24 protein-coding genes are annotated in these 26,009 nt (G+C 72.6%); 12 read left to right on the forward strand and 12 right to left on the reverse strand.

Translation table 11 applies throughout. The features are described from left to right. The first annotated feature begins 7 nt into the window (after positions 1 to 7). Both B0675_RS30950 and B0675_RS30955 read left to right on the forward strand, forming a co-directional pair. On the forward strand, positions 8 to 592 hold the full coding sequence (locus B0675_RS30950) for a DUF4865 family protein (RefSeq protein ID WP_081222911.1): 585 nt from the start codon (positions 8 to 10) through the stop codon (positions 590 to 592). Then, positions 589 to 1,509: a phosphotriesterase gene (locus B0675_RS30955; protein WP_081223982.1), complete on the forward strand. Its 921-nt coding sequence runs from the start codon at positions 589 to 591 to the stop codon at positions 1,507 to 1,509. Before B0675_RS30950 ends, B0675_RS30955 begins: the two co-directional genes overlap by 4 nt. Positions 1,510 to 1,557: 48 nt before the next feature. Here the strand turns inward: B0675_RS30955 and B0675_RS30960 are convergent, their stop codons facing one another. Then, positions 1,558 to 2,796 (reverse strand): ROK family protein, encoded by a 1,239-nt coding sequence (locus B0675_RS30960; RefSeq protein WP_081222912.1) that lies wholly within the window; start codon positions 2,794 to 2,796, stop codon positions 1,558 to 1,560. Between the two features lie 152 nt (positions 2,797 to 2,948). Further along, on the reverse strand, positions 2,949 to 3,602 hold the full coding sequence (locus B0675_RS30965) for an alpha-ketoglutarate-dependent dioxygenase AlkB (protein WP_081223983.1): 654 nt from the start codon (positions 3,600 to 3,602) through the stop codon (positions 2,949 to 2,951). A gap of 59 nt (positions 3,603 to 3,661) precedes the next feature. On the opposite strand from B0675_RS30965, the gene B0675_RS30970 reads away from it, so the two are divergent. Next, on the forward strand, positions 3,662 to 4,816 hold the full coding sequence (locus B0675_RS30970; RefSeq protein ID WP_179165477.1) for a methyltransferase: 1,155 nt from the start codon (positions 3,662 to 3,664) through the stop codon (positions 4,814 to 4,816). Here B0675_RS30970 and B0675_RS30975 read toward each other — a convergent pair. After that, positions 4,806 to 5,579 (reverse strand): helix-turn-helix transcriptional regulator, encoded by a 774-nt coding sequence (locus tag B0675_RS30975; RefSeq protein ID WP_081223984.1) that lies wholly within the window; start codon positions 5,577 to 5,579, stop codon positions 4,806 to 4,808. The genes B0675_RS30970 and B0675_RS30975 overlap by 11 nt on opposite strands. 242 nt (positions 5,580 to 5,821) lie before the next feature. Here B0675_RS30975 and B0675_RS30980 point away from each other — a divergent pair, with 242 nt between their 5' ends. Further along, on the forward strand, positions 5,822 to 7,219 hold the full coding sequence (locus tag B0675_RS30980) for an FAD-dependent monooxygenase (RefSeq protein ID WP_081222914.1): 1,398 nt from the start codon (positions 5,822 to 5,824) through the stop codon (positions 7,217 to 7,219). A 78-nt stretch (positions 7,220 to 7,297) separates the two neighbouring features. Here B0675_RS30980 and B0675_RS30985 read toward each other — a convergent pair whose 3' ends face one another. The 3 genes from B0675_RS30985 to B0675_RS30995 form a co-directional block, all read right to left on the reverse strand. Then, entirely contained in the window at positions 7,298 to 8,587 is a 1,290-nt protein-coding gene (locus tag B0675_RS30985) for an MAB_1171c family putative transporter (protein ID WP_081223985.1), read from the reverse strand. A 416-nt stretch (positions 8,588 to 9,003) separates the two neighbouring features. Next, positions 9,004 to 9,867 carry a class II fructose-bisphosphate aldolase gene (locus tag B0675_RS30990; protein ID WP_081222915.1) on the reverse strand — a complete coding sequence of 288 codons (864 nt, stop codon included), beginning with the start codon at positions 9,865 to 9,867 and terminating at the stop codon, positions 9,004 to 9,006. Between the two features lie 34 nt (positions 9,868 to 9,901). Next, complete coding sequence (locus B0675_RS30995) at positions 9,902 to 10,783, reverse strand: sugar isomerase (RefSeq protein ID WP_081222916.1); 882 nt, start codon at positions 10,781 to 10,783, stop codon at positions 9,902 to 9,904. A gap of 121 nt (positions 10,784 to 10,904) precedes the next feature. On the opposite strand from B0675_RS30995, the gene B0675_RS31000 reads away from it, so the two are divergent. After that, positions 10,905 to 11,684: a DeoR/GlpR family DNA-binding transcription regulator gene (locus B0675_RS31000; RefSeq protein ID WP_081222917.1), complete on the forward strand. Its 780-nt coding sequence runs from the start codon at positions 10,905 to 10,907 to the stop codon at positions 11,682 to 11,684. A 170-nt stretch (positions 11,685 to 11,854) separates the two neighbouring features. On the opposite strand, the gene B0675_RS31005 is transcribed toward B0675_RS31000, so the two are convergent. Further along, positions 11,855 to 12,967, reverse strand: coding sequence for a GNAT family N-acetyltransferase (locus B0675_RS31005; RefSeq protein WP_081222918.1), 1,113 nt, complete (start codon positions 12,965 to 12,967; stop codon positions 11,855 to 11,857). 470 nt (positions 12,968 to 13,437) lie between these two features. Between B0675_RS31005 and B0675_RS31010 the strand changes: the two genes are divergently transcribed. From B0675_RS31010 to B0675_RS31020, 3 genes are all read left to right on the forward strand, one after another. Next, positions 13,438 to 14,883 carry a glyceraldehyde-3-phosphate dehydrogenase gene (locus tag B0675_RS31010; protein ID WP_081222919.1) on the forward strand — a complete coding sequence of 482 codons (1,446 nt, stop codon included), beginning with the start codon at positions 13,438 to 13,440 and terminating at the stop codon, positions 14,881 to 14,883. Between the two features lie 241 nt (positions 14,884 to 15,124). Next, positions 15,125 to 16,291: an MFS transporter gene (locus B0675_RS31015; RefSeq protein WP_081222920.1), complete on the forward strand. Its 1,167-nt coding sequence runs from the start codon at positions 15,125 to 15,127 to the stop codon at positions 16,289 to 16,291. Between the two features lie 91 nt (positions 16,292 to 16,382). Next, positions 16,383 to 17,135, forward strand: coding sequence for a maleylpyruvate isomerase family mycothiol-dependent enzyme (locus B0675_RS31020; protein ID WP_081222921.1), 753 nt, complete (start codon positions 16,383 to 16,385; stop codon positions 17,133 to 17,135). Positions 17,136 to 17,243: 108 nt separating this feature from the next. On the opposite strand, the gene B0675_RS31025 is transcribed toward B0675_RS31020, so the two are convergent. After that, the gene (locus B0675_RS31025; RefSeq protein WP_081222922.1) at positions 17,244 to 17,672 is read right to left on the reverse strand and encodes a MarR family transcriptional regulator; all 429 of its coding nucleotides are present in this window, start codon (positions 17,670 to 17,672) and stop codon (positions 17,244 to 17,246) included. An 86-nt stretch (positions 17,673 to 17,758) separates the two neighbouring features. Here B0675_RS31025 and B0675_RS31030 point away from each other — a divergent pair, with 86 nt between their 5' ends. Both B0675_RS31030 and B0675_RS31035 read left to right on the forward strand, forming a co-directional pair. Continuing rightward, positions 17,759 to 19,240, forward strand: coding sequence for an MFS transporter (locus B0675_RS31030; protein ID WP_081222923.1), 1,482 nt, complete (start codon positions 17,759 to 17,761; stop codon positions 19,238 to 19,240). 75 nt (positions 19,241 to 19,315) lie between these two features. After that, a complete protein-coding gene (locus tag B0675_RS31035; protein ID WP_081222924.1) occupies positions 19,316 to 19,651 on the forward strand; it encodes a DUF6332 family protein in 336 nt (111 codons plus the stop codon). Here the strand turns inward: B0675_RS31035 and B0675_RS31040 are convergent. The 3 genes from B0675_RS31040 to B0675_RS31050 all read right to left on the reverse strand — a co-directional run bounded on the left by B0675_RS31040 (position 19,612) and on the right by B0675_RS31050 (position 22,403). After that, a complete protein-coding gene (locus B0675_RS31040; RefSeq protein WP_081222925.1) occupies positions 19,612 to 20,277 on the reverse strand; it encodes a response regulator transcription factor in 666 nt (221 codons plus the stop codon). The two genes, B0675_RS31035 and B0675_RS31040, sit on opposite strands and share 40 nt — an antisense overlap. Further along, the gene (locus tag B0675_RS31045) at positions 20,274 to 21,509 is read right to left on the reverse strand and encodes a sensor histidine kinase (RefSeq protein ID WP_081223986.1); all 1,236 of its coding nucleotides are present in this window, start codon (positions 21,507 to 21,509) and stop codon (positions 20,274 to 20,276) included. Before B0675_RS31045 ends, B0675_RS31040 begins: the two co-directional genes overlap by 4 nt. A 183-nt stretch (positions 21,510 to 21,692) precedes the next feature. Then, positions 21,693 to 22,403, reverse strand: coding sequence for a TetR/AcrR family transcriptional regulator (locus B0675_RS31050; protein ID WP_081222926.1), 711 nt, complete (start codon positions 22,401 to 22,403; stop codon positions 21,693 to 21,695). Positions 22,404 to 22,630: 227 nt separating this feature from the next. Here B0675_RS31050 and B0675_RS31055 point away from each other — a divergent pair, with 227 nt between their 5' ends. Further along, positions 22,631 to 23,080 (forward strand): nitroreductase family deazaflavin-dependent oxidoreductase, encoded by a 450-nt coding sequence (locus B0675_RS31055; RefSeq protein ID WP_081222927.1) that lies wholly within the window; start codon positions 22,631 to 22,633, stop codon positions 23,078 to 23,080. Positions 23,081 to 23,095: 15 nt separating this feature from the next. Here the strand turns inward: B0675_RS31055 and B0675_RS31060 are convergent, their stop codons facing one another. Then, positions 23,096 to 24,418 (reverse strand): geranylgeranyl reductase family protein, encoded by a 1,323-nt coding sequence (locus B0675_RS31060; protein ID WP_241540062.1) that lies wholly within the window; start codon positions 24,416 to 24,418, stop codon positions 23,096 to 23,098. Positions 24,419 to 24,601: 183 nt separating this feature from the next. On the opposite strand from B0675_RS31060, the gene B0675_RS31065 reads away from it, so the two are divergent. Continuing rightward, a complete protein-coding gene (locus B0675_RS31065; protein ID WP_081222928.1) occupies positions 24,602 to 25,957 on the forward strand; it encodes a dipeptidase in 1,356 nt (451 codons plus the stop codon). Positions 25,958 to 26,009: the final 52 nt, after the last annotated feature.

Below are 26,009 nucleotides of genomic sequence, written 5' to 3' on the forward strand. Positions count from 1 at the left end.
CTCCGCCATGCACGCGATGCAGTACGAGATCACGCTTCCCGCCGACTACGACATGACGGTCGTCCGCGACCGCGTCGCCCGGGTCGGCCATCTGCTCGACGCCTGGGACGGCCTCGGGTTCAAGGCGTATCTGATGCGCGAACGCGGGGTCGACGGCTCCCCTGTGAACCAGTACGCGCCGTTCTACCTCTGGAACACCACCGCGGGCATGAACTCCTTCCTCTGGGGTGGCGCGTTCCAGGGCCTGGTGAACGATTTCGGGCGCCCTGTCGTCCAGCACTGGACCGGCCTCGCCCACGAGGAGGGCGACGCCGCCGGCTCGGCGCCCGTGGCGGCGGTCCGGAGCCGTCGGCCCGTGGCCGAGGGGACGGATCTGTCGGAGGTGATGGCGGAGGCGGGGCGCGAGACCGCGCGGCTCGCGTCCCTGGACGGGGTGGTGAGCGCGACGGCCGCCGTCGATCCGCGGCACTGGGAGATCGTCCACTTGTCGCTCTGGGCCGCCGCCTCCCCCGAGGCGGCCGGTGAGGTCTTCCAGGTGCTTCATCTCTCCCTGCCGGAGCGGGAGTCGCTCCCCCGGGGCCGGCAGTGGTGAGCCCGGCCGCCGCCGTCCGCACGGTGCTCGGGGACCTGCCGCCCGAAGCCCTCGGGGTGTGCGACGCGCACGACCACCTCTTCTTCGGCAGCCCCCGGCTGCCGGGCCAGGAACTGCGGGACGCGTCCGCCGCCCGCGCCGAGCTGGCCGCGTTCCGCGAACAGGGCGGCGCGGCCGTGATCCAGTGGACGCCGTACGGGCTGGGCAGGCGCGCCGCCGATCTGCCGCTGATCTCGCGCGACACCGGGGTGCACGTCGTGGCGGCGACCGGCCTCCACCAAGCCGCCCACTACGAACCGGAGGCGCTGCGGCGGCTGCGCCGCGACCCGGCGGCTCTCTTCGTCTCCGAACTCACCTCGGGCATCGGCACCTCCGGTGTCCGCGCCGGGCTGATCAAGGTGGCGGGCGCTTTCCACGCGGTGGACGCGCACGCCCGCTGGACGATGACGGCGGCGGCCGAGGCCCACCACGCGACCGGTGCGCCGATCGCGGTCCACCTGGAGCTGGGGACGGCCGCCCTCGACGTACTCGACCTGCTGTGCGGGGAGTTGATGGTGCCGCCGGACGCGGTGATCCTGGGGCATCTGAACCGTTCGCCGGACTTCGTGGTCCAGCGCGAGGCCGCCGCGGCGGGCGCCTTCCTCGCGTTCGACGGTCCCTCCCGCGCCAACCACGCCACCGACTGGCGCATGCCGGACGCCCTACGGGCCCTGGCCGACGCCGGGTTCGGGGAACGCCTGTTGCTCGGGGGCGACACCACGACCGCGGCAGCCCGGTCGGTGAACGGCGGCCCGGGACTGCCGTATCTGCTGCGCCGCGTCCGCCCCCGGCTCGAACACGCCCTGGGGATCGACCTGGTGGACCGGATCCTCACCGGCAATCCGGCCCGCGCCTTCGGCGTGGCCTGGCGTTCCTGAGTCGGGACGGCGTCCGCGTCGTCGGGAGGCCGGAGCGGGACGGAGCGGTCAGGCGGCCGGAGCGGTCAGCGGGTCGTCGAGGACGGGCTGCCACGCCAACTCGGCCGCGCCCACCAGGCTGTTGTGGTCCAGGGTGCAGGCCAGGATCGGCACCACACCGCTGCGGCCCCACAGGCTGCGGTCGGCGACGACGGCACGCAGCCGGTCGGGGTCGGCGTCCAGCAGGCTGCGGTGGAGTCCGCCGAGGATGATGCGGTCCGGGTTGAGGATGTTGACGAGGCCCGCGAGCCCGAGGCCGAGCCGGTCGATGAGCGCCTCGGTCGCGCGGCGCACGGACGGATCGGCGTACTCGTCGCGGATCAGTTCGTTGGACTGCTGGAGCAGCGACACCTCGGGGCCGGGGGCACGTGCCGCGGCGGTGAGGAAGGCCAGCGGGTCGGCCTCGACGTCGAGACAGCCGCGGCTTCCGCAGTAGCAGGGACGCCCCTCGGGATTCACGGTGAGGTGACCCACTTCGAGGGCGAGCCCCGAACTGCCGGTGTGCAGGCGGCCGTCGAGCACGAGCGCGCCGCCGACGCCGCGGTGCCCGGTGGCCACGCACAGCAGGTCGCGGGCGCCGCGGCCCGCTCCGTGCCGGTGCTCGGCGAGCGCGGCGAGGTTGACGTCGTTGGCGGCGAAGGCGGGTCCCTCGATGCCCGCGGCGCGCACCCGCTCGGCGAAGATCTGCCGGACCGGGGCTCCGGCGGGCCACGCCAGGTGCAGCGGGTTGAGGGCGAGGCCCTCGGGTTCGGCGACCGCGGAGGGCACGGCGAGTCCCGCGCCGACGCAGCGGCGGCCGGTCGCCCGGAGCAGGTCGGCGCCGGCCTCGACGACCGAGCCGAGCACCTTGGCCGGGTCGGCGTCGACGGCCTCGCAGCCGGGCGCGGTGGCGACGATCCGGCCGCCGAGACCGACCAGCGCGGCGCGGAACCCGTCGGCGTGCACCTGGGCGGCGAGCGCGACGGGCCCGTCCTCGGCGACCTCCAGTCGGTGCGAGGGGCGACCCTGGGAGCCGGCGGCGGCACCGGGCCGGGCGTCGACGCGGATCAGCCCCAGCGCCTCCAGCTCGGCGGCCACCGCGCCCGCGGTCGCCCTCGTGACGCCGAGTTCGGCGGTGAGCACGGCACGCGTCGGCGCACGCCCGGTGTGCACGAGCTCCAGGGCCGGTCCGAGCGCCCCGCGCCCCCGGTCGAGCCGTGTCCGCGTGTTCCCGTCCCCCGCCGTCCGGGGGCCCGCCTTGCCGTTCATGAGGGTGAGTCTCCCATGATCCGCTCCCACGGTGGCCCGGCCGGCCGGGTCGGCCCCTGCGGTGCGCGGGACCGGCCCGCGCCGGACGTCGCGTCCGCTCCGCGCCGGGCCGCCCGTCCGCCGGGTGCCCGGCGCCACGGCGCGAGCACCGCTCAGAACCCGCTTGCCCGGAGCGTGACGTTCAGCCGTCCGGTCAGCCCCAACTCGGGCGGCGCCGTGCCGCCGTACACCCGTGGCACACCGTGGTACGCGAGCCGTGACGGGCCACCGAACACGAACAGGTCACCACTGCGCAGCTCGACGTCCGTGTAGGGCCGCGTCCGGGACGCCGTGTTCCCGAACCGGAAGACGCAGGTGTCACCGAGGCTGAGGGAGACCACCGGGGCGTCGGACGACTCGTCGCCGTCCCGGTGCATGCCCATACGGGCGTCGGCGTCATAGAAGTTGATCAGCGCGATGTCGTACGCGGCCCCGCCGGCGCCGGGATCGCCGCCGAGGGCGTCCAGGGCCGCCGCGCGGGCCAGCTCGCCGAGTTCGTCGGGGAACGGCTTCACCGGGGAGCCGTCACCGTCGACGACCGTGCGGGCGTAGCCGTACGGGTACCAGTGCCAGCCGAGGCAGACCTGCCGGGAGGTCATCGTGCCGCCCCCGGGGGTCCGGACCCTGCGCAGGCCGGCGGGCGGCCGGGCCCAGGCGCGGCAGTCCTCCAGGAGCCGGCGCTGTCGGTCCGCGCCCAGCCAGTCCGGGAGGTGGACCGCGCCGGGCGCGATCTCCCGGCGGCTGCGGGGGAAGAGCTCCGCGTCCATCGACATGCCTCCATCCTCGCGCACCCCCGCCGACCTGTGTCGCTTAGCCTGGACCCACGATGACCGACCGTATGACCACCCCCTGGGGCGACCACGAGCTCGCCCGCTTTCCCGAGGACCCCCGCGATCCCCTGCGCGCGTGGGACGCCGCCGACACCTATCTGCTCCGGCACCTCGCGGAGAGCGGGACCGACCTGACCGGTTCGGTCGTGATCGTCGGCGACCGGTGGGGCGCGCTCACCACCGCGCTGTCCGACGCCGGGCCGACGCAGATCACCGACTCCCACCTGGCGCAGCAGGCGACCAGGGCGAACCTGGCGCGGGCCGGTGCCGGCGAGTCGCCGGTCCGGCTGCTCACCACCCAGGACCCGCCGCCGGGGCGGATCGACGTGCTGCTGGTCCGGGTGCCGAAGAGCCTCGCCCTGCTGGAGGACCAGCTGAACCGGCTGGCACCCGCGGTGCACGAAGGGACCGTCGTCGTCGGCACCGGGATGGTCAAGGAGATCCACACCTCCACGCTCCGGCTGTTCGAGCGGATCCTCGGTCCCACGCGCACCTCGCTGGCCGAGAAGAAGGCCCGGCTCATCTTCTGCACCCCGCTGCCGGGGATCGCCCGGGAGGCGAACCCCTGGCCGTTGAGCTACCGGCTCCCCGAGGACATCGGGATCGTCTCCGGACGCACGGTCGTCAATCACGCGGGCGTGTTCTGCGCCGACCGCCTCGACATCGGCACCCGCTTCCTGCTCCAGCACCTGCCGCGCAGCCGGGGCCCGGAGCGCGTCGTCGACCTGGGCTGCGGGAACGGGGTGGTCGGTACGGCGCTGGCGCTGGCCAACCCGGACGCCGACGTGCTCTTCGTCGACGAGTCCTACCAGGCGGTCGCGTCGGCGGAGGCGACGTACCGGGCGAACGCCGGGGGAGCCGCCGAGTTCCGCGTCGCCGACGGTCTGGCGGGCGTCCCCGCCGGGAGCGTCGATCTCGTCGTGAACAACCCGCCGTTCCACTCCCACCAGGCGACGACGGACACGACCGCCCGGCGGATGTTCTCGGACGCCCGCGACGCGCTGCGGCCCGGCGGCGAACTGTGGGTGATCGGCAACCGCCACCTCGACTACCACCTGAAGCTGCGACGACTCTTCGGCAACAGCGAACTGGTGGCCGGGGACGCGAAGTTCGTGATCCTGCGGGCCGTCAGGAAGGACGTCAGCCGGTAGCGCCGCGCAGGACGCGGGGCGGGGCGCCCAGTTCCCGCCTGCACGCCTTGTTGAAGGCCTGCAGGTCGGGGATGCCGACGGCGGCGGCCACGGCCGGGATGGAGAGGGTCGAGGCGCGCAGCAGGTGGTGGGCGCGCTCGAGTCTGCGGCGGCGGATGTACGCCACGACGGTGCCGCCGGTCTCGGCGCGGAACAGCCGGGTGAGGTGGTTGTGGGAGACCCCTGCCGCGCGCGCGACCTCCGGGATGGTCAGCGGGGCGGCGAGACGGGCCTCGATGTGGGCGATGGCGGTGCCGACGGCGGGGTGCGGCCCGGGTCGCGCCGCAGCGGCGGGTGCGAGGTCGGCGACGCGCCACAGTGCGGCCCAGATCTCCGCCCGGGACCGGTCGGGCTGCGCCGGGGCGGCCGCGACCGCGTTCAGCAACAACGCCGACAGCAGCGGCAGTTCGGGGCCGGCGTCCTGCACGACGGGAACGGTCCGGGGCGGGCCGGTGGGCGTGATGCGCAGGTGCGCGTAAAGGTGCTCGGAGCGGCCCCGGTAGCGGAACCGGACCGTGGCGCCGGGCGGCACGAGGCTCACCCGGCCGGGCCGGACGACGTGCGGCGTGCCGTCGACGGTCAGCTCGGCCTCGTACTGGTAGAGGTGCAGCTGCCACAGCTCCGGCAGCCGGAACACGTCCGTGGCACTCGCGACACCATGCACGCCGACGCCGACACCGGCCACACCGGGCGGCTCACGGAGGTACAGCTCCGTCTCGCGCACGGGGGAAAAGTACCAGGGGCGGTCCGGGTCGCCCGGGGCGGTGTCGGGCGTGGACCTCATCCACACCGCCACGACCTCGCGTTTCACCGCGTAAGGGGTGATCACGCATCGCGCGGTGGCAGTCGACGCTGTTCCTCTCCGACCGAACCGGTGCACTTTCCGATCTCCGGTGAACATGGACTCGCGCGACCATAGGGTGAGTTCGCCCACTCACTGCAAAGTCCATGACAACTAGGGGAACCATGTCACGCCGTGCTGTCGTCATCGGGGGGAGCGTGGCCGGGATGCTCGCCGCCGCGGCCCTGGCCAGGTCCGTGGACGAGGTGATCGTCGTCGACCGGGACGAACTCCCGGACGGGCCACGGCCGCGCAGGCGACTCCCGCAGGCCCGCCACGCGCACATTCTGCTGCCCAGCGGCCGCGCGGCCATCGAGGAACTCCTTCCCGGAGCCGGCATCCGCAAGCAGCTGCTCGCGGCGGGCGCGCGCGAGCAGTCCCTCACCGGCATGCTGGGCCTCGGCCCGCAGGGCTGGTTCCGGCGCTGGCCGCAGGTGACCGACGAGCTGCTGCTGACCTGCTGCAGCCGCGACCTGCTCGACTGGACGGTCCGCGACGCCGTCCTGAGCACCACCGGGGTCACGGTGCGCCAGGGCGAAGCGGTGGCGCTGCTGGGCGACGCCGGGCGCGTCACGGGGATACGCGTCGTGGCGGGCGCCGACGAGGAGGACCTCCACGCCGACCTCGTCGTCGACGCGAGCGGACGGGGATCACGGGCGGAGCAGTGGCTCGAGTCGCTCGGGGTGACGGGCACACCCAGCGACGACGTCGACTCGGGTCTCGTCTACGCCAGCCGTGTCTTCCGTATCCCGCAGGGTGCGGAGACCATCCCGTTGACACAGGTCGGAGCCGACCCCGTCGACCATCTGCCGGGACGCTCGGGGAACCTCGTGCCGATCGAGGACAACCGCTGGCTGGTCAGTCTCGGAGGCACCCGGGGTGGCGAACCGACCACGGATCCGGAGGAGTTCACGCGCTTCGCCCTGGAGCTGCGGCATCCGCTCATCGGGCGGCTCATCTCGCGCGCCGAACCCCTGAGCGAGGTGTCCCTCAGCCGCAGTACCCGCAACCGGCGCCGTGGTTTCGAGAAGGCTGCGCTGCCCGAGGGTCTGGTCGTTCTCGGCGATGCCGTCGCGACGTACAACCCCGTCTACGGACAGGGCATGTCCGTCGCCGCGCTCGGCGCGCTGGCCCTGAGTCACCGGCTGCGGGACGCCGACGTCACCACGCCGGGGTTCGCCCGCGGAGTCCAGCGCGACGCCGCCCGGTCCGTGGGGGCCGCCTACGCGTTGAGCACCTCGCAGGACCAGTGGTTCCCGGACGTCGTGGGCAAGGCTCCGACGTTCGTGGACCGGATCCTCAGCCGCTACATGGGACGGATGGCGCGCGTGGCCACCACCTCGTACGAGGTGTCCGCCGCCATGTGCGCGGTCACCACGCTGCAGGCCGACGCGAGCCGTCTCGTCCATCCGCGACTGCTGCTCGCCACCCTCAAGGGACCGGTCCTGGAGCCTCTTTCGGGACCGCCGCTGACACCCGAGGAGAGCGCCTTCCTCGACGGCGCCGACACCTCCGGCGCCTGACGGCGAGGCGCCGTGCCGGGTTCCCGACGCGGCGCCTCCGGCCCGGACCTCCGCGAACCACCTGTCGGCCGGGCCGGTTCAGGGCTGCCGCACCGCGGTCCTGCGTGACTGGACCGCCGCGTCGACGATGGGGGTGCGCACCGCCCTGGACAGGCTCAGCAACGACGGCTGCCCCGTGTCCAGGGCGCCCGTCCCCGCGCCGGAAGGCCTCAGGAACGCGCTCACGGACACCACCACGTCGATGTCGCCGACCGTGATGCCGACCGTGCCGGTCTCCGCGGCGCGGGACGGGGCCTCGGCCAGCGCGGCGACGGCGACCATCGCGGCCATGCCGATGACCTCGGCGTCGGCGGCACGGAATCCGGCGGCGAGCGCCTCCCGGTAGGCGCGCCGCCTGACCTGATCGTCGAGCTGACCGGCGAGCCGCTTGAGACCGTCCCGGATGGCCGTCTCCCGGGCGGTGAGCCGGAGATCGACGTCGCCGACGGTCCGCCACGACAGGGGCGCGACGAAGCGCCGGCCGCCGGTGGGTCCGGCCAGCAGCCGGAACAGGGGGCGCAGCCGCACGAAGGTGATGGCCGAGTCCACGCGCGGTCCGACGACGGGCAGGATGTAGCCGGCCGACACCAGGCACGCGCCGACCGCGACCAGGGGTGCGACGCTGGTGCTGAGTCCGTCCCAACGGTGCCCGAGCCAATGCGCCGTCAGCGCCACGAACTTGACGACACCGTAGGCACTGGTGAAGAGCCAGCCCACGACGAGCAGGGCCAACGACCTGCGGGCCCACCGTGTGACCTGCCGGGTCCAGCGCCAGCACAGCACGGTCGTCGTCACCGCGGCCACCAGATGGGCCGCCAGGTAGAGCACGATCATCTCGCGGATGAACGGCGTGGCGGCGTAGTAGGTGTCGAAGTCCGCGCGGCGCTCGACGGGGGTGTCGCCCAGCGCGAACAGGACTCCCTGGGCCGCGATCACTCCCAGATAGCTGAACAGCCAGGCCCGGGCGGTGCGACGCACCCGGACGGGGTCGGTACCCCGCCAGTGCACGATGAGGATGAGGGACGCCGCGCTGAAGGCGGTCACCGTCGCGTAGGCCAGCGGCGCGGCGATGTTGGGTATCCCCGTCAGTCCGTTGACCAGGGCCACGGTGGGCGGCGCGCCGAGCACGAAGCAGAGTCCCGACAGGAAGATGACGGCGCAGAAGGACTGCTTGAGAGGGTCTCCTCTGTGACGCCACAGGTCGGGCAGTTGAGCCGCCAGTCCCGTCCAGAGGACGGCGGCGGCGAAGTAGTAGATCAGTCCGCTCACGTCAGCCCACAGACCCTGGCCGTGCGGCACCTTCGCGCGGCCCGCGGTCCAACGCACCATCGGCCGGAGCCGGTTCACCGCCGCCACCGGCCCGCGGGCGTCCCGCGCACCGCTCCGAGGTGCGGAAACCAGCCACGCGCCCGCCGTTCGACGCCGCGGTCACGCGCCGGGCCCGGTGTCGGCCCGGACCTCTACGAATCACCGCCAACTCCTGCTCCTCGCGTCAACGGGGCATCGGGACGCCTGCCCGGAAGGCCTCCGAGAGGGTGCCTCACGCGCGAGCCTGCCGTGCCCTTTCGGCCTTCTCCCATACTTGTTCACACTAGCCACGTTGTCACCCGTGCGAACGGTCGCCTGCGGAACTCGGTCAGGCCCGGGGACGGGAAAGGGCCTCCCGCGCGGCTCGTGGTGATCGTCGCCCGAGCGGCGGGAGGCCCTGCTTCGCGGTCGTCGCCCGTCAGGACGACGTGCTTCGACTACCGATCGGTGGCGCCTCGCAGCACGCCGATGAGTCCGGTCACCGTCCGTGCCATGGCCTCCCGCCCCACACTGAGGTACTTCCGGGAGTCCACGGCCTCGGGATGTGCGGCGAGGAACTCCCGGACGGCGGCGGTCATCGCGATGTTCAGGGCGGTGCCGACGTTGACCTTGGCGATGCCGCCCTCGACGGCCGCCCGCAGTTCGCCGTCCGGCACACCCGAGGAGCCGTGCAGGACGAGCGGGACGCCGAGCGACGTGCTCAACCGCTTGAGCAGGCCGTGGTCGAGAGCGGCCGTGCGGGTGGTCATCGCGTGCGAACTGCCGATGGCCACCGCGAGGGCGTCCACCCCCGAGTCGCCGACGAAGGCGCGGGCCTCTCCGGGCTCCGTGCGGGCGCCGGGCGCGTGAGCGTCACGCGGCGGTTCGCCGTTCTTGCCGCCGACCTCACCCAACTCGGCCTCGATCCAGAGCCCTTGGGCGTGGGCCCAGTCGGCGGCGGCGCGGGTCGCGGTGAGGTTCTCCTCGTACGGCAGGCGGGAGGCGTCGTACATCACGGAGCTGAATCCGGCGCCGGCCGCCTGCCGCAGCAGGTCGTCGCTCTGCACGTGGTCGAGGTGCAACGCGACCGGAACCGCGGCGCGTTCGGCGGCGGCGGTGGCCGCCCGGGCCAGCGGGAGCAGCCGGCCGTAGCGGTAGGTGACGACGTTCTCGCTGACCTGGAGGACGACGGGTGCGCCGGCCGACTCGGCTCCCGCGATGACGGCCTCGACGTGCTCCAGGGTGATGACGTTGAACGCGGCGACGGCGGTCCGCGCCGCCGCGGCCCGGGCGACCAGCTCACCGGTTGCTGCGAGGGGCACAACTCCTCCTTCTCTGGGAACGGGTGAGCGGGCGTCAGTTGCCGAGGATCACCGAGCGGGTGAGGTGGCGCGGCTGGTCGGGGTCGAGGTCCTTGGCCGCCGCGACGGCCACGGCGAGGCGCTGGGCGCGGACGAGTTCGGCGAGCGGGTCGAGTCCACCGGCGACCCACAGTGCGCCGGTCTCGCGGACCTGTTCGGCCAGCCCGTCGGGGGCTTCGCCGAACATCCAGGTGGCGGTGCCGCGGGTGGTGACGCTGATGGGGCCGTGGCGGTACTCCATGGCGGGATAGGCCTCGGTCCAGGCGAGGGACGCCTCCCGCATCTTGAGCCCGGCCTCGTTCGCGAGGCCGACGGTCCAGCCTCGGCCGAGGAAGGTGAACTGGGCGCAGTCGACGAGCCCTTCGGGCAACGGCGTCTCCAGCACGGTGCGCGCGTCGGCCACGACGGCCTGCGTGTGCAGACCGAGGTGGGCCCGGAGCAGGGTGAGCGCGGTGGTGGCGAACCGTGTCTGCACGACGGACCGCTCGTCGGCGAAGTCGAGCACGACGATGTCGTCGGCCGCCTCCATCACCGGGGTGCGCGGGTCGGCGGTGACGGCGGTCGTCCGGGTGTGTCCGCGCAGGCGTCCGAGGAGCTCCAGCACCTCGGTGGTCGTCCCGGAACGGGTGAGGGCGAGCACGCGGTCGTACGAGCGGCCCTGCGGGTACTCCGAGGCGGCGAAGGCGTCCGTCTCGCCCTGCCCGGACCCCTCGCGCAGCGCGGCGACGGCCTGCGCCATGAAGAAGGAGGTGCCGCAGCCCACGATCGCGACCCGCTCCCCCGCCGCGGGCAGCGCGGCCCCGTGTCCGGCGGCCTCTTCGGCGGCGCGGATCCAGCACTCGGGCTGACTGCTCAGCTCGTCCTCGACATGGGTCATGCGGTACCCCTCCCACTGATGATTGTTCGTGCAAGATATAGCGAGTTTTCGAGCACAATCAAGCATTCGAGGTGAGGTGGGGTGCGCTAGGGTCGCGAAGGAACGAGCAAGGGAGAGGCGGATGTCGCGCGACGCCCGTTGGAAGACGCTGCTGGACCTGCTGGTGGAGCGGGGCCGCCTGGACGTCGAGGAGGCCGCGACCCGGCTGGAGGTGTCGGCGGCGACCATCCGGCGCGACTTCGACCAGCTCGCGGAACAGCAGATGCTCGTACGCACCCGGGGCGGCGCGGTCGTCCACGGGGTCTCGTACGAACTGCCTCTGCGCTACAAGACGGCCCGGCACGCCTCCGAGAAGGAGCGTGTCGCCAAGGCGGTCGCCGGCCTCGTCGCTCCGGGCGAGGCGGTCGGGCTGACCGGCGGCACGACCACGACCGAGGTGGCCCGCGCCCTGGCGGTGCGTCCGGACCTGGCCTCGGGCTCCCCCGCGCTCACCGTCGTCACGAACGCCCTGAACATCGCGAACGAACTGGCCGTGCGCCCCCAGTTCAAGATCGTGGTCACGGGCGGTGTGGCCAGGCCCCAGTCCTACGAACTCATCGGGCCCCTCGCGGACGGTGTGCTCGGGCAGATCACCCTCGATGTCGCGGTGCTCGGCGTGGTCGCGTTCGACGCCGCCCACGGTGCCGCAGCGCACGACGAGGCCGAGGCCGCGATCAACCGCCTGCTGTGCGAACGCGCGGAGCGCGTGATCGTCGCCGCCGACTCCAGCAAGCTCGGCCGGCGCGCGTTCGCCCGCATCTGCTCGGCCGAGGCGGTGGGCACGCTGGTCACCGACACCGCGGTGGCTCCGGCGACGGTGCGCCAGTTCGAGGAGGCGGGCGTCGAGGTCGTCACGGTCTGACGTACGGGACCGCCGCCACCCCGCACGACCCGACGCCCCGGCCTCCGCCGGCACTCCAAAGCCACGGGACACGCACCCGGACGGTCCGCGCCGCGCCTCCGTGCGGAGGCGGCCTCGGCACCACGGCCTGGGCGCCCCCGCACCGATGGTCCTGTTCCCGGGCCGCCCGGTCAGTCCGCCCGGGGGCCGGCACCGGGCCGGACGCGCCCCGAGGCACGCAGGTTGCCCACCGCCTTGAGCAGCCGGTCGGCCGGGTCGCGCAGCTCGGGATGGGCGAGAACCGTGTTCCGCAGGCCCCGCACGGGCCGGCGCCACAGCCGGTGCGCCGCCGCCACCGGGTGGGGGCGGTGGGCGAAGCCCTCGGCCACGCGCAGCTCGCGGGTCTTGAGCCAGTCCTTGTACTCCTTGTCCCCGCGTCCCAGGTCCAGCACGCTGACGCCGTTCCGGCCGGCCGCCTCGGCGGTCCGCAGGTGCATCATCAGGCCGGGCGAATAGCGGTGGAACTCGGGGTCGTACGCCGTGAACCAGGCCGCGAGGACACTGCGGGACCTCGGCCCGAAGTGGGCAGCGACCGGCCGGTCCCCTGCGTAGAGGACGGACAGCACGCCGGTGAAGTGCTCCTCGCGGACGTCGAAGAGGTGGTCCACCAGGTCCACGATCCAGGGGCGTGCGAACCGGTCCATCCGTCCGGTCCTGCGGTACTGCGCGGACTTCCAGCGCATCAGCGTGCGCAGCATCCGGGGGTCGCGCTCGTCGAAGACGAACCGCACCTCACCCACGTCGCGGGCGAGCCGCCGTTCCTTCTTCAAGGTCGTCTTGGCCTGGCCCGGGTACGCGCTGCGCAGCCACTCCGGATAACCGCTGTCCCCCGGCTTCAGATCGACGACCGGGGAGGCGAACGTTCCCGTGACGAACCGGCCGAACGGCCTCTGCTCCTCGACGAGATGATCGAACTCGAAGACGGACAACCCGCAGGCGCGCAGCACCGCTTGGACGTCCCACGTGATCCCCGGTCGGTGCACCAGGGCCTGGCAGTCGGAGAGTCCGAGGCCGACGGCTCTGCCGGCGCCGAGGACGTTGCGCTCGTAGGGCAGGAAGCCGACGGGCTCCCCTCCCTCGTGCAGGACGGCGACCTGGGCTCCCTTCCGGAACCTGCCGACCCCGGTCGCGAACTCCGGTGCCAGGAAAGGATTCGCGTACTCGGGCGACTCGTCCATCGCCCGGTGCCAGGCCTCGCGCAGCGGGACGCTCAGGCCGTCGAGTCTGTGGTTCGTGATCTCCACCTCAGATCAACCGCCCTTCCGTGAGTGCTGCGAGAGACGTGCCGGTCACAACACAGGCCGTTCGGGCGTGTGGATCTTCGTTGATGGATCGCATGGGCGACAGCTCCCCCCATGACGCGCTGTCCGCGTCCTGCCACGTTTCCGGTGTCCGCCGATCCGCGCCGCACTGCGCCTCGCCCCCCGGTCGAGCGCCGATATCCGAATGCGATCGGCAGGGCTCAAACGTCGCGAAACAGTACGCACGCTGTCAAGGGTGCCTACCACAACGAAAGAGTCCAGGACGGAAGGCGAGAACCTTCCGCCCCCGGCGACCCGACGTCACGGGCACACCGGCGGCCGTCGAGCGCCGGCCGGCGGGTTCACGAACGCCGACCGGAGCCCCGGGTTCCGCCCGGGTGGACACCGCGTGAACGATCACCCCGAGGGGGCGGGTTAGCATATGAGCGCCACCTAGCTCGAAAGATGATTCTGTGACTGTCAACGACGACGCGTTCACCAACTGGAAGACTCGCGAAGAGATAGCGGAGTCGATGATCCCGATCATCGGCCGGCTGCACCGGGAGCAGGACGTCACGATCCTCCTGCACAGCCGTTCCCTGGTGAACAAGTCAGTGGTCAGCATTCTCAAGACCCACCGCTTCGCCCGGCAGATCGCCGGGGAGGAGCTCTCGGTCACCGACACGCTGCCGTTCCTGCGGACGCTCAGCACGCTCGACCTCGGCCCCTCGCAGATCGACCTCGGGATGCTCGCGGCGACCTACCGGGCGGACGAGCGCGGCCTGTCCGTCGAGGAGTTCACCGCCGAGGCGGTCTCCGGCGCCACGGGCGACAACAAGATCGAGCGCCGCGAGGGCCGCGACGTCGTCCTCTACGGCTTCGGCCGGATCGGCCGGCTCCTCGCCCGCCTGCTCATCGAGAAGACCGGCTCCGGCAACGGGCTGCGGCTGCGCGCCGTCGTCGTGCGCCGCGGCGGCGCCCAGGACATCGTCAAGCGCGCCTCGCTGCTGCGCCGCGACTCCATCCACGGCCAGTTCCAGGGCACGATCACCGTCGACGAGGCGAACAGCACGATCATCGCCAACGGCAACGAGATCAAGGTCATCTACGCCGACGACCCGTCCCAGGTGGACTACACGGTGTACGGCATCCGCGACGCCATCCTCATCGACAACACCGGCAAGTGGCGCGACCGCGAGGGCCTCTCGAACCACCTGCGCCCCGGCATCGACAAGGTCGTGCTGACCGCGCCCGGCAAGGGCGACGTCCCGAACATCGTGCACGGCGTCAACCACGACATGATCAAGCCGGACGAGCAGATCCTGTCCTGCGCCTCCTGCACGACCAACGCGATCGTGCCGCCGCTGAAGGCGATGGCGGACGAGTACGGCGTCCTGCGCGGCCACGTGGAGACGGTCCACTCGTTCACCAACGACCAGAACCTCCTGGACAATTACCACAGCTCGGACCGACGGGGCCGCTCCGCGCCGCTCAACATGGTCATCACGGAGACAGGCGCGGCCTCCGCGGTCGCCAAGGCGCTGCCCGACCTCGACGCCCCGATCACCGGCAGTTCGATCCGCGTGCCGGTTCCGGACGTGTCGATCGCGATCCTGAGCCTGCGCCTGGGCCGCGAGACGACCCGCGAGGAGGTCCTCGACCACCTGCGTGACGTCTCGCTGACCTCGCCGCTCAAGCGCCAGATCGACTTCACGAACGCGCCCGACGCGGTGTCGAGCGACTTCATCGGCTCGCGCCACGCCTCGATCGTCGACGCGGGCGCCACCAAGGTGGACGGCGACAACGCGATCCTCTACCTCTGGTACGACAACGAGTTCGGCTACTCCTGCCAGGTCATCCGCGTGGTGCAGCACGTGTCCGGGGTGGAGTACCCGACGTACCCGGCTCCGGCGGCCTGACCCCGCCGGCGGGACCGCGGTTCGCCGTCCGGGCAGGTGGGACGGCGAACCGCGGGCTTCCGGGCGCGGGCAGCGGGATACCGCGCTCCGTCCAAGGCCCCCTGATCCGCGGAACGGCGCCGCCGGCCGCGACACGGAGTGCCGTCTCCGTCACCGCCCCTCTTCCTCCCTTGCTCTCGGCGGAGCACCGGCCTAACGTGAGTTTGTGCCGCTAATAAACAAAACCCGTCCGCACAGTGTCGTGCCGAATCCCACTCTCACCGGCCTCCGCGTCGCGATCACCACGTTCTTCGCCCTCGACGGATTCGTCTTCGCCGGATGGGTCGTACGGATTCCGGCCGTGAAGGAGCAGACCGGCGCCTCGGCCAGCGCGCTCGGCCTCGCCCTGCTCGGTGTCTCCGCCGGGGCCGTCGTGACGATGGTCTTCACCGGGCAGCTCTGCCGGCGCTACGGCAGCCGCCCCGTCACCCTCGCCTGCGCCGTCCTGCTCTGCGTCAGCGTCGTCCTGCCGCCACTGACCCACTCGGCCGCCGCACTGGCCGCCGTGCTCCTCGTGTTCGGCATGGCCTACGGCGGGATCAACGTCGCCATGAACAGCGCGGCCGTCGATCTCGTGGCGGCGCTGCGGCGCCCGGTGATGCCCGGTTTCCACGCCGCGTTCAGCCTCGGCGGCATGATCGGGGCGGGGCTCGGCGGGCTGGTCGCCGCCCATCTGTCCCCGACGCGCCACCTGCTGGCCCTCGCCCTCATCGGCCTGCTCGTGATCGCCCTCGCCGGGCCGGCCCTGCTGCGCCACGACATGCCCGTACCCCCGGACCGGCCCCGGAGCGACGACAGGGCGGCACCCCGGCGGCTGGAAGGCCGTACCCGTGGCCTCGTCGTCGTGTTCGGCCTCATCGCCCTGTGCACGGCGTACGGCGAGGGCGCGCTCGCGGACTGGGGCGCGCTCCACCTGGAGCAGGACCTGGAGGCCCACCCGGGGATCGCGGCGGCCGGTTACTCCTGCTTCGCCCTCGCCATGACGATCGGGCGGCTGAGCGGGACGACGCTGCTCGAACGGCTCGGCCGCACCCGCACCCTCGTCGCGGGCGGCACGACGGCCGCGCTCGGCATGCTGCTCGGCGCGCTCGCCCCTTCCGTATGGGTGGCGTTGCTCGGCTTCGCCGTCACCGGCCTGGGCCTCGCCAACATCTTCCCCGTCGCGATCGAACGGGCCGGTGCCCTCGCCGGGGCGAGCGGTATCGCCGTCGCCTCCACCCTCGGCTACGGGGGCATGCTGCTCGGACCGCCCGCGATCGGATTCATGGCCGACTGGTACTCCCTGCCGACGGCGCTGACCAGTGTCGCCGTGCTCGCCGCGGTGGCCGCGCTGATCGGATTCGCCACGCGCCGGGCCGCCACGGGGTGAACACCCCCGCGGCCGGGCCTTCCCGACGCGGCACCCCGCAGCATGTCCTCCACCGCCTCCCGGACCGCGGTCGATCGTGCAGACTCGCCGCATGAAGACTGCCGAGCACGTGGAAACCCTGGACCGGGAGGGCCGGTTGCTGTGCGCCGCCGCCGAGGCGGCGGGCGTCGACGCGGAGGTGGTGACCTGCCCCGGGTGGCGGATCAGGGATCTGGTGCGGCACACCGGCATGGTCCACCGCTGGGCCACCGCGTTCGTCGCCGAGGGCCACACCTCGTACCGGCCCGACGGCGGCCTGCCGGAACTGGACGGCGACGATCTCCTGGCCTGGTTCCGCGAGGGACACGGCCGCCTCGTGGAGACACTGGCCGGGGCCTCGCCGGATCTCAGGTGCTGGAGCTTTCTGCCCGCACCCTCCGGTCCCGCCTTCTGGGCCCGCCGCCAGGCGCACGAGACCACCGTGCACCGGATCGACGCCGAGTCGGCCCGGAGCGGTGAACGGGATCCGGTCGCGGCGGAGTTCGCGGTCGACGGCATCGACGAGCTGCTGTTCGGCTTCCACGGGCGCCCGACGAGCAGGGTGCGCAGCGAGGAGCCACGGGTGCTGCGCGTGACGGCCACCGACATGCCGGGAGCCGTGTGGACCGTACGACTGTCGGATCAGGCACCGGTGAGCGACCGAGCCGAGTCCGCGGCGGACGCACCGCCCGCCGACTGCGAGGTGGCGGGACCGGCCGGCCTCCTCTATCTCGCCCTGTGGAACCGCGCACCGTTCCCGGACGTGAGCGGCGACGCCTCACTCGCCGCCCTCTGGCGGGAGACGTCCGGGATCACCTGGAACTGACGACGCCGGTACGAGGCCGCTCAGAGACCGGGCGTCGGGCGATACCCGGGTTCCGTAGTCCGGTTCCGCTTCCGGCTCCGGCTCCGGGCGATCGGTACCGACCCCGCGTCAGGGGGAGAGACAGGTCCGCACGTCGGCCGCAGGCGCCGCCGCGAGCATGCGCGTGAGGACGGCGCGTTGCAACGGAAGCACCTCACCGTGGAGTCGGCGTCCTCGGGCGGTGAGGCAGACGCGCACGCCCCGCCTGTCCTCCGCGCACGTCCCCCGCGTCACGAGGCCGTCCTTCTCCAGACGTCCGATCAGGCGCGACAGCGCGCTCTGGCTCAGGTGGACCCGCTCGGAGATCTCCTGGACGCGGTAGGAGGAACCGCCGTCCGCCGCGGCACACCCGGCCAGGACGTCGAGGACCTCGAAGTCACTGGCACCCAGACCGTGCCGGTGCAGTTCGCGGTCGAGCTCGCACAGCGTGCGGGCATGCACCGCCAGGATGTCGCGCCACTGGTCCACGAGCCCTTGCTCGGCATTCGTCGCCGCCATGGCCGCACCGTAGCAAACGATCCACTTTGTTGCATCGTCATTAAATGCATTTGCATTGAATGCGTGTGCATGTAATCTCTGACCTCATGACCTCTCCGCTCACCCGTCCCACACCCCAGGACCGCTGGACTCCCAGGCTGTGGGGAACCCTGCTCGTGCTCTGCGCGGCGATGTTCCTGGACGCCCTCGACGTGTCGATGGTCGGCGTCGCCCTGCCGTCCATCGGTTCGGAACTGCACCTCTCCACCTCGACGCTCCAGTGGATCGTCAGCGGCTACATCCTGGGATACGGCGGACTGCTCCTCCTCGGCGGACGCGCCGCCGACCTGCTCGGCCGCCGCCAGGTCTTCCTGGTGGCCCTGGCCGTCTTCGCGCTCGCGTCGGTGCTCGGCGGACTCGTCGACTCGGGACCGCTGCTCATCGCCAGCCGCTTCATCAAGGGCCTGAGCGCCGCTTTCACCGCCCCCGCGGGACTGTCGATCATCACCACGACCTTCGCCGAGGGCCCGCTGCGCAACCGCGCGCTGTCCATCTACACCACCTGCGCCGCCACCGGCTTCTCCATGGGCCTCGTCCTGTCCGGCCTGCTCACCGAGGCGAGCTGGCGGCTGACCATGCTGCTGCCCGCGCCGATCGCCCTCGTCGCCCTGGTCGTGGGCCTGAAGCTCATCCCGCGCAGCGACCGCGAGAAGAACCACGGCGGCTACGACATCCCGGGCGCCGTCCTCGGCACGGCCTCGATGCTGCTGCTCGTCTTCACCGTCGTCCAGGCCCCCGAGGCCGGCTGGGGCTCGGCCCGCACGCTGCTCTCCTTCGCGGCCGTCGCCGTCCTGCTCAGCGCCTTCGTCGGCGTCGAGCGGCGCAGCCCGAGCCCGCTGATCCGGCTGGGTGTGCTGCGTTCCGGCAGCCAGGTCCGGGCCCAGCTCGGCGCGATGGCGTTCTTCGGCTCGTACGTCGGCTTCCAGTTCCTGGTGACCCTGTACATGCAGTCGCTGCTCGGCTGGTCGGCCCTGCACACCGCGCTGGCGTTCCTGCCGGCCGGGGCTCTGGTGGCGCTGTCCTCCACCAAGGTGGGCGCGGTCGTCGACCGCTTCGGCACTCCCGGGCTCATCGCGACGGGCTTCGCCCTGATGGTCGCGGGCTACGCGCTGTTCCTCCGCGTCGACCTCCACCCCGTCTACGCGGCGGTCATCCTGCCGACCATGCTGCTGATCGGCGCCGCCTGCGCCCTGGTCTTCCCGTCCCTCAACATCCAGGCGACCAACGGGGTCGACGACCACGAGCAGGGCATGGTCTCCGGTCTCCTGAACACTTCCGTGCAGGTCGGCGGCGCGATCTTCCTCGCCGTCGTGACGGCGGCCGTCACCGCGAACTCCTCGGAGGGGTCATCGCCCCAGGCGGTCCTGGACAGTTACCGTCCCGGCCTGATGGTGGTGACCGGCATCGCTCTCGCGGGGCTGCTGATCACCCTGCCGGGCCTGCGCACCCGGCGACCGCGGGAGTCCGTCGTCGTCGCCCGCTCCCTGCCGAGCACGACGGAGCAGGAGCGCGTGCCCGTCCGCGACTAGGACGGACGGGAACGTCCGTCCCGCGGTGCCCGGTGGAGCCTTGCCCCACCGGGCACCGCACGGTTGACTCGGGGGATGAACAACGACGGGGATCCCAGGGACCACGACCGCGGCACCGCGGACGGCACGGGCGGGCGGCGCGGTCAGGCCGAGCGGGACGCCGTCACCGTCGAGATCGGATACGCCCTGGCCAGCGCCGCGTTCGTCGCCGCCGTGGCCTTCGGAGTCGTCGCCGGACCCGCCCTCTTCCTGGACCTGTCGCGGGACACCGTCCGCATGCTCGTGACCTCGGGCGGCGGCCTGGCCGCCGCCGTCTTCGCCCTCCGGGTGGCCACGGTGCTGTTCCGCTTCAACGGCGGGAACCCGGCCGCTCAGCCGAGCCAGCCCGGGCGCACCAGGCCCGACTCGTAGGCGAGGACGACCAGTTGGGCGCGGTCACGGGCACCCAGCTTCACCATCGTGCGGCTGACGTGGGTCTTGGCCGTGAGGGGGCTGACCACCAGACGACGCGCGATCTCGTCGTTCGAGAGGCCGATGCCCACGAGCGCCATCACCTCCCTTTCCCGGTCGGTGAGTTCGGCGAGCGAGGCGGCCGACTCGGGTTCCTTCGAGCGGGCCGCGAACTCGGCGATCAGCCGCCGCGTCACCCCCGGCGACAGCAGGGCGTCGCCGCCGACCACCGCCCGTACGGCGCGCAGGAGTTCCTCGGGCTCGGTGTCCTTGACGAGGAAGCCGGAGGCACCGGAACGGATCGCCTCGAAGACGTACTCGTCGAGTTCGAAGGTGGTCAGCATGACCACCCTCACGTCCCGCAGGCCGGCGTCACCGGTGATCCGCCGGGTCGCGGCGAGGCCGTCCAGGACGGGCATCCGGATGTCCATCAGGACGACGTCGGGGCGCAGTTCACCCACGGAGCGCACCGCTTCCGCACCGTCGGCGGCCTCCCCGGCCACCTCGATGTCAGGCTGCGCGTCGAGCAGCGCCTTGAACCCGGCCCGGACCAACGACTGGTCGTCGGCGAGCAGTACGCGGATCACCGGTCCTCCTTGGCCTTCCACGGCAGCACCGCCAGCACACGGAACCCCCCGTCGTCGCGCGGTCCCGCCTCGATCGTGCCTCCCAGCGCCGCCGCCCGCTCCCGCATCCCGGCGAGACCGTTGCCGCTGCCGCCCGCGTCCACGCCGGTGGCCGGCCCGTCGTCGTCGATCAGGAGCCGCAGCACGCCCCGGGCGTGATCGAGCCGCACACGCGCGCGGCGCGACCCGGAGTGCCGTACGACGTTGGTGAGCGCCTCCTGGACGATGCGGAACGCGGCCAGGTCGGCACCGGGTGCCGACGCGGGGGCCTCCCCACGGACCTCGACCGTCAGGCCGGCGCGCGCCGCCTGCGCGACCAGTTCGGGCAGCCGGTCGAGTCCGGGCGCCGGGGTGCGCGGTGCCTCGCCCGGCGCGCGCAGGGTGTCGAGCACTTGGCGCACCTCGCCGAGGGCCTCCTTGCTGGCCGCCTTGATGGTGGTGAGCGCGGTCCGCGCCTGCTCGGGGTCGGAGTCGAGGAGGGCGAGACCCACGCCGGCCTGGACGTTGATGACCGAGATGCTGTGGGCGAGGACGTCGTGCAGTTCCCGGGCGATCCGCAGCCGCTCCTCGTCCGCGCGGCGCCGGGCGGCCTGTGCCCGTTCGGCCCGTTCACGGGACCACTGCTCACGGCGTACCCGGACCAGTTCCGACAGCGCGACGACCGCCACCACCCAGGTCGCGACGCCGACCTCCTGCATCCAGGACGGCGGACGGTCACCCGTCGGCGGCAGCCGGCGGTAGAGCCAGTGGGAGACCAGCAGATGCCCCGCCCAGAGCAGCCCGATCGCGGTCCAGGCGGCCCGTCGGTGACCCGCGACGACCGCGCTGAAGCAGCCCACGGCGACCGGCAGGAAGACCGGCCCGTACGGGTAGCCCGCGGCGACGTACACCAGGGCGACCGCCGCCGTGCCGAACGCGACCGCCACCGGGTACCGCTGCCGCCAGAGCAGCAGCCCCGAGCCCGCCACCAGCAGCACCCGCGCGAAGACGTCGAGTCCGAGCCGGTCGCCGTGCTGGGCGTGGGCGGCGAAGGTCGAACCGAGCAGCACGAAGGCGGTCAGCAGCAGTGTGGAGCGCCACGGCCACCGCGTGCCGTGCGCCTCCTCGCTCCAGCGGTCCCAGCCGGGCGGCCCGTACCGCCGCCACGGCGGACCGCCCCCCGTCGGGGCCACGGGCGTGCGCTGCTCTTCCATGACCGTCACGCTAGACGGCCGGGCACCCGCCCGGCGTCCGCCGGGCGAGGTGATCACCCGTACTCCCCCGGGAGTACGACCCGGAGCCCGACGGGAGCACGGTGGCGCGAACCCGGCGTGCCGGCACGGCGGTGCCAGGTGCGGGCTGGACCGCCCGTTCCGCTGTTCCGCCGTGCCGGCGGTTCAGGCGGCGCCGCCCGGCTCCGGATGGACGAGCCCCACGTCGTGCGCGAGCCTCCCCACCGCCTGCCGGAAGAACGGCTCGCGGTCCTCGACGACCCGGTTGAACTGGCCGAACAGCTCGAACCCGATCAGCCCGTAGAGCTGCGCCCACGCGGCCACCAGCGGCACGATCACATCGGGCGGCAGGTCGGGCGCGAGATCCGCCGACATCCGGCGCGCCTCGGCCGTCAGGTCCGGGGCCAGCTCGGAGCGCGCCACGCCCTTGCCGCGGTACGCGTCGCGCACCACGCCGATCAGCAGCAGCCCGACCCGGGCGGCGGCCGGAACGGTCTCCTGCGGCGCGACGTAGCCGGGGACGGGCGAGCCGTAGATGAGGGCGTACTCGTGCGGATGTGCCAGCGCCCACCGGCGGGCCGCCAGACACACGGCGATCCAGCGGGCCCGGGGCCCGGCCTCGGCGACGGCGGTGTGCGCGGACTCGGCGGACTCGCCGAGGGAGTTGTAGGCGTCGATGATGAGAGCCGTGAGCAGGTCGTCGCGGCTGGGGAAGTAGCGGTAGAGCGCCGAGGAGACCATCCCGAGCTCGCGGGCCACGGCCCGCAGGGAGAGCTTCGCGGCGCCGTCCGCGGCGAGCTGTCTGCGCGCCTCGTCCTTGATGGCCGCCGTGACCTCGATCCTGGCTCGGGCGCGTGCCCCTCGTGCGGTACTCATGAGGGGCAGTCTCCCACGTTTTCAGAGCAGTGCACACAAACGAGAGCAGCGCTCCGCTATGAGAGCGTCGCTCCCGTTCAAAACAGGCGCTCCAAAACGAGAGCGGTGACCAAATACGAGAGCAGTGCTCTTGCTTTTGGGCACCCACCTCCGGCAGACTTACCTCAAGCGAGAGCAGTGCTCACAAAAGAGAGCGGCGCTCCCACCACGGATCTCAAGGGGTCACCGTGTCGACACATGTCCAGAAGCCCGGCTGGTTCACCGTCAACATCCTCAACCGCGCCGTGGCCTGGACGACCAGGCGGGGCCTCAGCGTCTGGGGTTCGCGGGTGCTGGCCGTCCGGGGCCGCAAGAGCGGCGAGTGGCGCACGACGCCGGTCAACCTGCTCACGGTGGACGGGAAGCAGTACCTCGTGGCCCCCCGCGGTCACGTCCAGTGGACGCACAACATGCGGGCGGCCGGCGGCGGCGAGCTGCGGCTCGGCAAGAAGGTGGAGGCCTTCACGGCCGTCGAGGTCGGCGACGACGACAAGGTCCCGCTGCTGCGCGCCTACCTCAAGCGCTGGAAGGCCGAGGTGGGGGTGTTCTTCGGCGGCGTCGGTCCCGACTCGTCCGACGAGGAGCTGCGCCGCATCGCCCCCGACCACCCCGTCTTCCGGATCGCGGTCGGGAGCTGACGCCGGCCGGCGCGCCTATCCCTCCGCGCCCTTGGGCTCCACGCCCTGCGGTTCGCCGTCCCGGCCGTCGGCGTCCTTGGGGTCCGCGTCCTCGGCCTCGGTGACCTGCGGCGCCCGGTCGAGAGCGCTCAGGGCACGCCCGACCATGGGGCGCGACCGCACGATCTCGCCCAGCGTCGTGGAGCCGCGGGTGATTCCCGTGAAGGCCTTCCACACCGGGCGGATCCCGGTGAGACCCGCGTGGAACATGCCGGGACGGCGCTCGAAGGCGGCGAGCAGACGCTTGCCGACGCTCATCTCGACGCCGAGACCCGCCTTGATCGCGAACGCGTAGTTCAGGGCCTGCCGCCGGGCGTCGACGGCGTCGTGCGCCTCGGCGATCCGCACCGCCCACTCCCCCGCGAGCCGGCCGGAGCGCAGCGCGAACGAGATGCCCTCGCGGGTCCACGGTTCGAGCAGGCCCGCCGCGTCTCCGCAGACGAGCACCCGGCCGCGCGACAGCGGCGAGTCGTCGGCGCGGCAGCGCGTCAAGTGGCCGGAGGAGATGGACGGTTCGAACCCGGCGAGGCCCAGCCGGGCGATGAAGTCCTCCAAGTACCGCTTGGTGGCAGCTCCTTCACCGCGGGCGGAGATGACGCCGACGGTGAGGGTGTCCCCCTTCGGGAAGACCCATCCGTAGCTTCCGGGCATGGGGCCCCAGTCGATCAGGACGCGGCCCCGCCAGTCCTCGGCGACCGTCTCCGGCACCGGGATCTCGGCCTCCAGGCCGAGGTCGACCTGATCGAGCTTCACCCCTACGTGTGCCCCTATGCGGCTGGCGCTTCCGTCGGCGCCGACCACCGCGCGTGCCAGGACGGTCTCGCCGCCCTGCAGGACCACGGCGACGGTGCGCCGGTCCGGCACGGCAGAGCCGTGCTGCTCGACGCGGGACACCGTGGCCCCGGTGCGCAGTTCGGCGCCCGCCTTCTGGGCGTACTCGACGAGTTGCTGGTCGAACTCGGGCCGGTTGATCAGCCCGAACAGCATCTGCCGGGACCGCCGCGTACGGGCGAACCTGCCGTCCATCGAGAAGGTGACCGCGTGCACCCGGTCCTTGAACGGCAGCTCGAAGCCGGGTGGCAGGGCGTCCCGGGAAGGACCGATGATGCCGCCGCCGCATGTTTTGTAGCGGGGCAGTTCGGCTTTCTCCAGGAGCAGGACGCTGCGTCCCGCGACCGCTGCCGCGTAGGCGGCCGAAGCGCCCGCGGGCCCCGCGCCGACGACTACGACGTCCCACACCTGCTGCCCGTCGTCCGCCGCACGCCGCACGTCGTCCGCCGAAGAGTTCTCGCTGCTCACGTTGGTCTACTGCTCCCAGTCCAGCCGTCTGCCGCACCTGTCCCCCGCATCCTACGGCGGGCATCGCCGCAGGCCACTGTGGGAGGATCGGCAGCGCACCCGTCCCGCACACCGGGACGTGTGCACGCATCACCGATCACTTGTACACAGAAGTACAACGTCGCACCTACGAGGAGCGTGCCCATGTCGTCGAATCCGGTCGCCGAGACCGTCGCCTCGCTCATGCCCCGGGCGAAGGCGGAGCTCACCGAGCTGGTGGCCTTCAAGTCGGTGGCGGACTTCGACCAGTATCCGAGGAGCGAGAGCGAGGGTGCGGCGAACTGGATCGCCGACGCGCTGCGTGCCGAGGGCTTCGAGGACGTGGCGCTGCTGGACACCCCGGACGGCACCCAGTCCGTGTACGGCTTCCTGCCGGGCCCCGAGGGCGCCAAAACGGTTCTGCTGTACGCGCACTACGACGTGCAGCCGCCGCTGGACGAAGCGGCCTGGGCGACCCCGCCGTTCGACCTGGTGGAGCGTGACGGCCGTTGGTACGGGCGGGGCAGCGCCGACTGCAAGGGCGGGGTCATCATGCACCTGCTGGCGCTGCGCGCGCTGAAGGCGAACGGCGGCGTGCCGGTGCACGTCAAGGTGATCGTCGAGGGTTCCGAGGAGCAGGGCACCGGCGGTCTGGAGCGTTACGCCGAGGAGCACCCGGAGCTGCTCACCGCCGACACCATCGTCATCGGCGACGCGGGCAACTTCCGGGCGGGTCTTCCGACGGTGACGGCGACGCTGCGCGGCATGACCCTCGTACGGGTTCAGGTGGACACCCTGGAAGGGAACCTGCACTCGGGGCAGTTCGGCGGCGCGGCACCCGACGCGCTGGCCGCGCTGATCCGCGTACTGGACTCGCTGCGGGACCGGGACGGCTCGACGACCGTCGACGGTCTGGACGCCGAGTCCGTGTGGGACGGCCTGCAGTACGAGGACCAGGCGTTCCGTGAGGACGCCAAGGTGCTCGACGGGGTGGAGCTGATCGGCTCCGGCACCGTCGCCGACCGCGTCTGGGCGCGTCCGAGCGTGACCGTCCTCGGAATCGACTGCCCGCCGGTCGTGGGCGCGACGCCCTCCGTGCAGGCGGGTGCCCGGGCGCTGGTCAGCCTGCGGGTGCCGCCGGGCGTGGACGCCGACGAGGCGTCGAAGCTGCTCCGGGCGCACATCGAGGCGCACACGCCGTGGGGCGCGCGCGTCACCACGGAGCAGATCGGCCAGGGCCAGGCGTTCCGGGCCGACACCTCCAGCCCGGCGTACGCGTCGATGGCGGCGGCCATGGCCGTCGCCTATCCGGGCCAGGAGATGCAGTCGTCGGGCATGGGCGGCTCCATCCCGCTGTGCAACACCCTCGCCTCGCTGTATCCGGAGACGGAGATCCTGCTCATCGGCCTGAGCGAGCCGGAGGCGCAGATCCACGCGGTGAACGAGAGCGTCTCCCCGGACGAGCTGGAGCGCCTGTCGGTCTCCGAGGCGCTGTTCCTGCAGAACTACGCGGCGAGCTGAGCCTCACGAACCGCGCGGCGCAGCCGAGCACGCGCCGAGACCGGAGGGCCCG

It is taken from the genome of Streptomyces sp. M41(2017) (genome assembly GCF_002078175.1).
Lineage (GTDB): Bacteria > Actinomycetota > Actinomycetes > Streptomycetales > Streptomycetaceae > Streptomyces.

Coding starts and splice junctions, on each gene's coding strand:
- B0675_RS30950 (WP_081222911.1), top strand. CDS start 8: ATGCACGCGATGCAGTACGAGATCACGCTTCCCGCCGACTACGACATG.
- B0675_RS30960 (WP_081222912.1), bottom strand. CDS start 2,796: ATGAACGGCAAGGCGGGCCCCCGGACGGCGGGGGACGGGAACACGCGG.
- B0675_RS30965 (WP_081223983.1), bottom strand. CDS start 3,602: ATGGACGCGGAGCTCTTCCCCCGCAGCCGCCGGGAGATCGCGCCCGGC.
- B0675_RS30970 (WP_179165477.1), top strand. CDS start 3,662: ATGACCGACCGTATGACCACCCCCTGGGGCGACCACGAGCTCGCCCGC.
- B0675_RS30980 (WP_081222914.1), top strand. CDS start 5,822: ATGTCACGCCGTGCTGTCGTCATCGGGGGGAGCGTGGCCGGGATGCTC.
- B0675_RS30985 (WP_081223985.1), bottom strand. CDS start 8,587: ATGGTGCGTTGGACCGCGGGCCGCGCGAAGGTGCCGCACGGCCAGGGT.
- B0675_RS30995 (WP_081222916.1), bottom strand. CDS start 10,783: ATGACCCATGTCGAGGACGAGCTGAGCAGTCAGCCCGAGTGCTGGATC.
- B0675_RS31000 (WP_081222917.1), top strand. CDS start 10,905: ATGTCGCGCGACGCCCGTTGGAAGACGCTGCTGGACCTGCTGGTGGAG.
- B0675_RS31020 (WP_081222921.1), top strand. CDS start 16,383: ATGAAGACTGCCGAGCACGTGGAAACCCTGGACCGGGAGGGCCGGTTG.
- B0675_RS31025 (WP_081222922.1), bottom strand. CDS start 17,672: ATGGCGGCGACGAATGCCGAGCAAGGGCTCGTGGACCAGTGGCGCGAC.
- B0675_RS31030 (WP_081222923.1), top strand. CDS start 17,759: ATGACCTCTCCGCTCACCCGTCCCACACCCCAGGACCGCTGGACTCCC.
- B0675_RS31035 (WP_081222924.1), top strand. CDS start 19,316: ATGAACAACGACGGGGATCCCAGGGACCACGACCGCGGCACCGCGGAC.
- B0675_RS31045 (WP_081223986.1), bottom strand. CDS start 21,509: ATGGAAGAGCAGCGCACGCCCGTGGCCCCGACGGGGGGCGGTCCGCCG.
- B0675_RS31050 (WP_081222926.1), bottom strand. CDS start 22,403: ATGAGTACCGCACGAGGGGCACGCGCCCGAGCCAGGATCGAGGTCACG.
- B0675_RS31065 (WP_081222928.1), top strand. CDS start 24,602: ATGTCGTCGAATCCGGTCGCCGAGACCGTCGCCTCGCTCATGCCCCGG.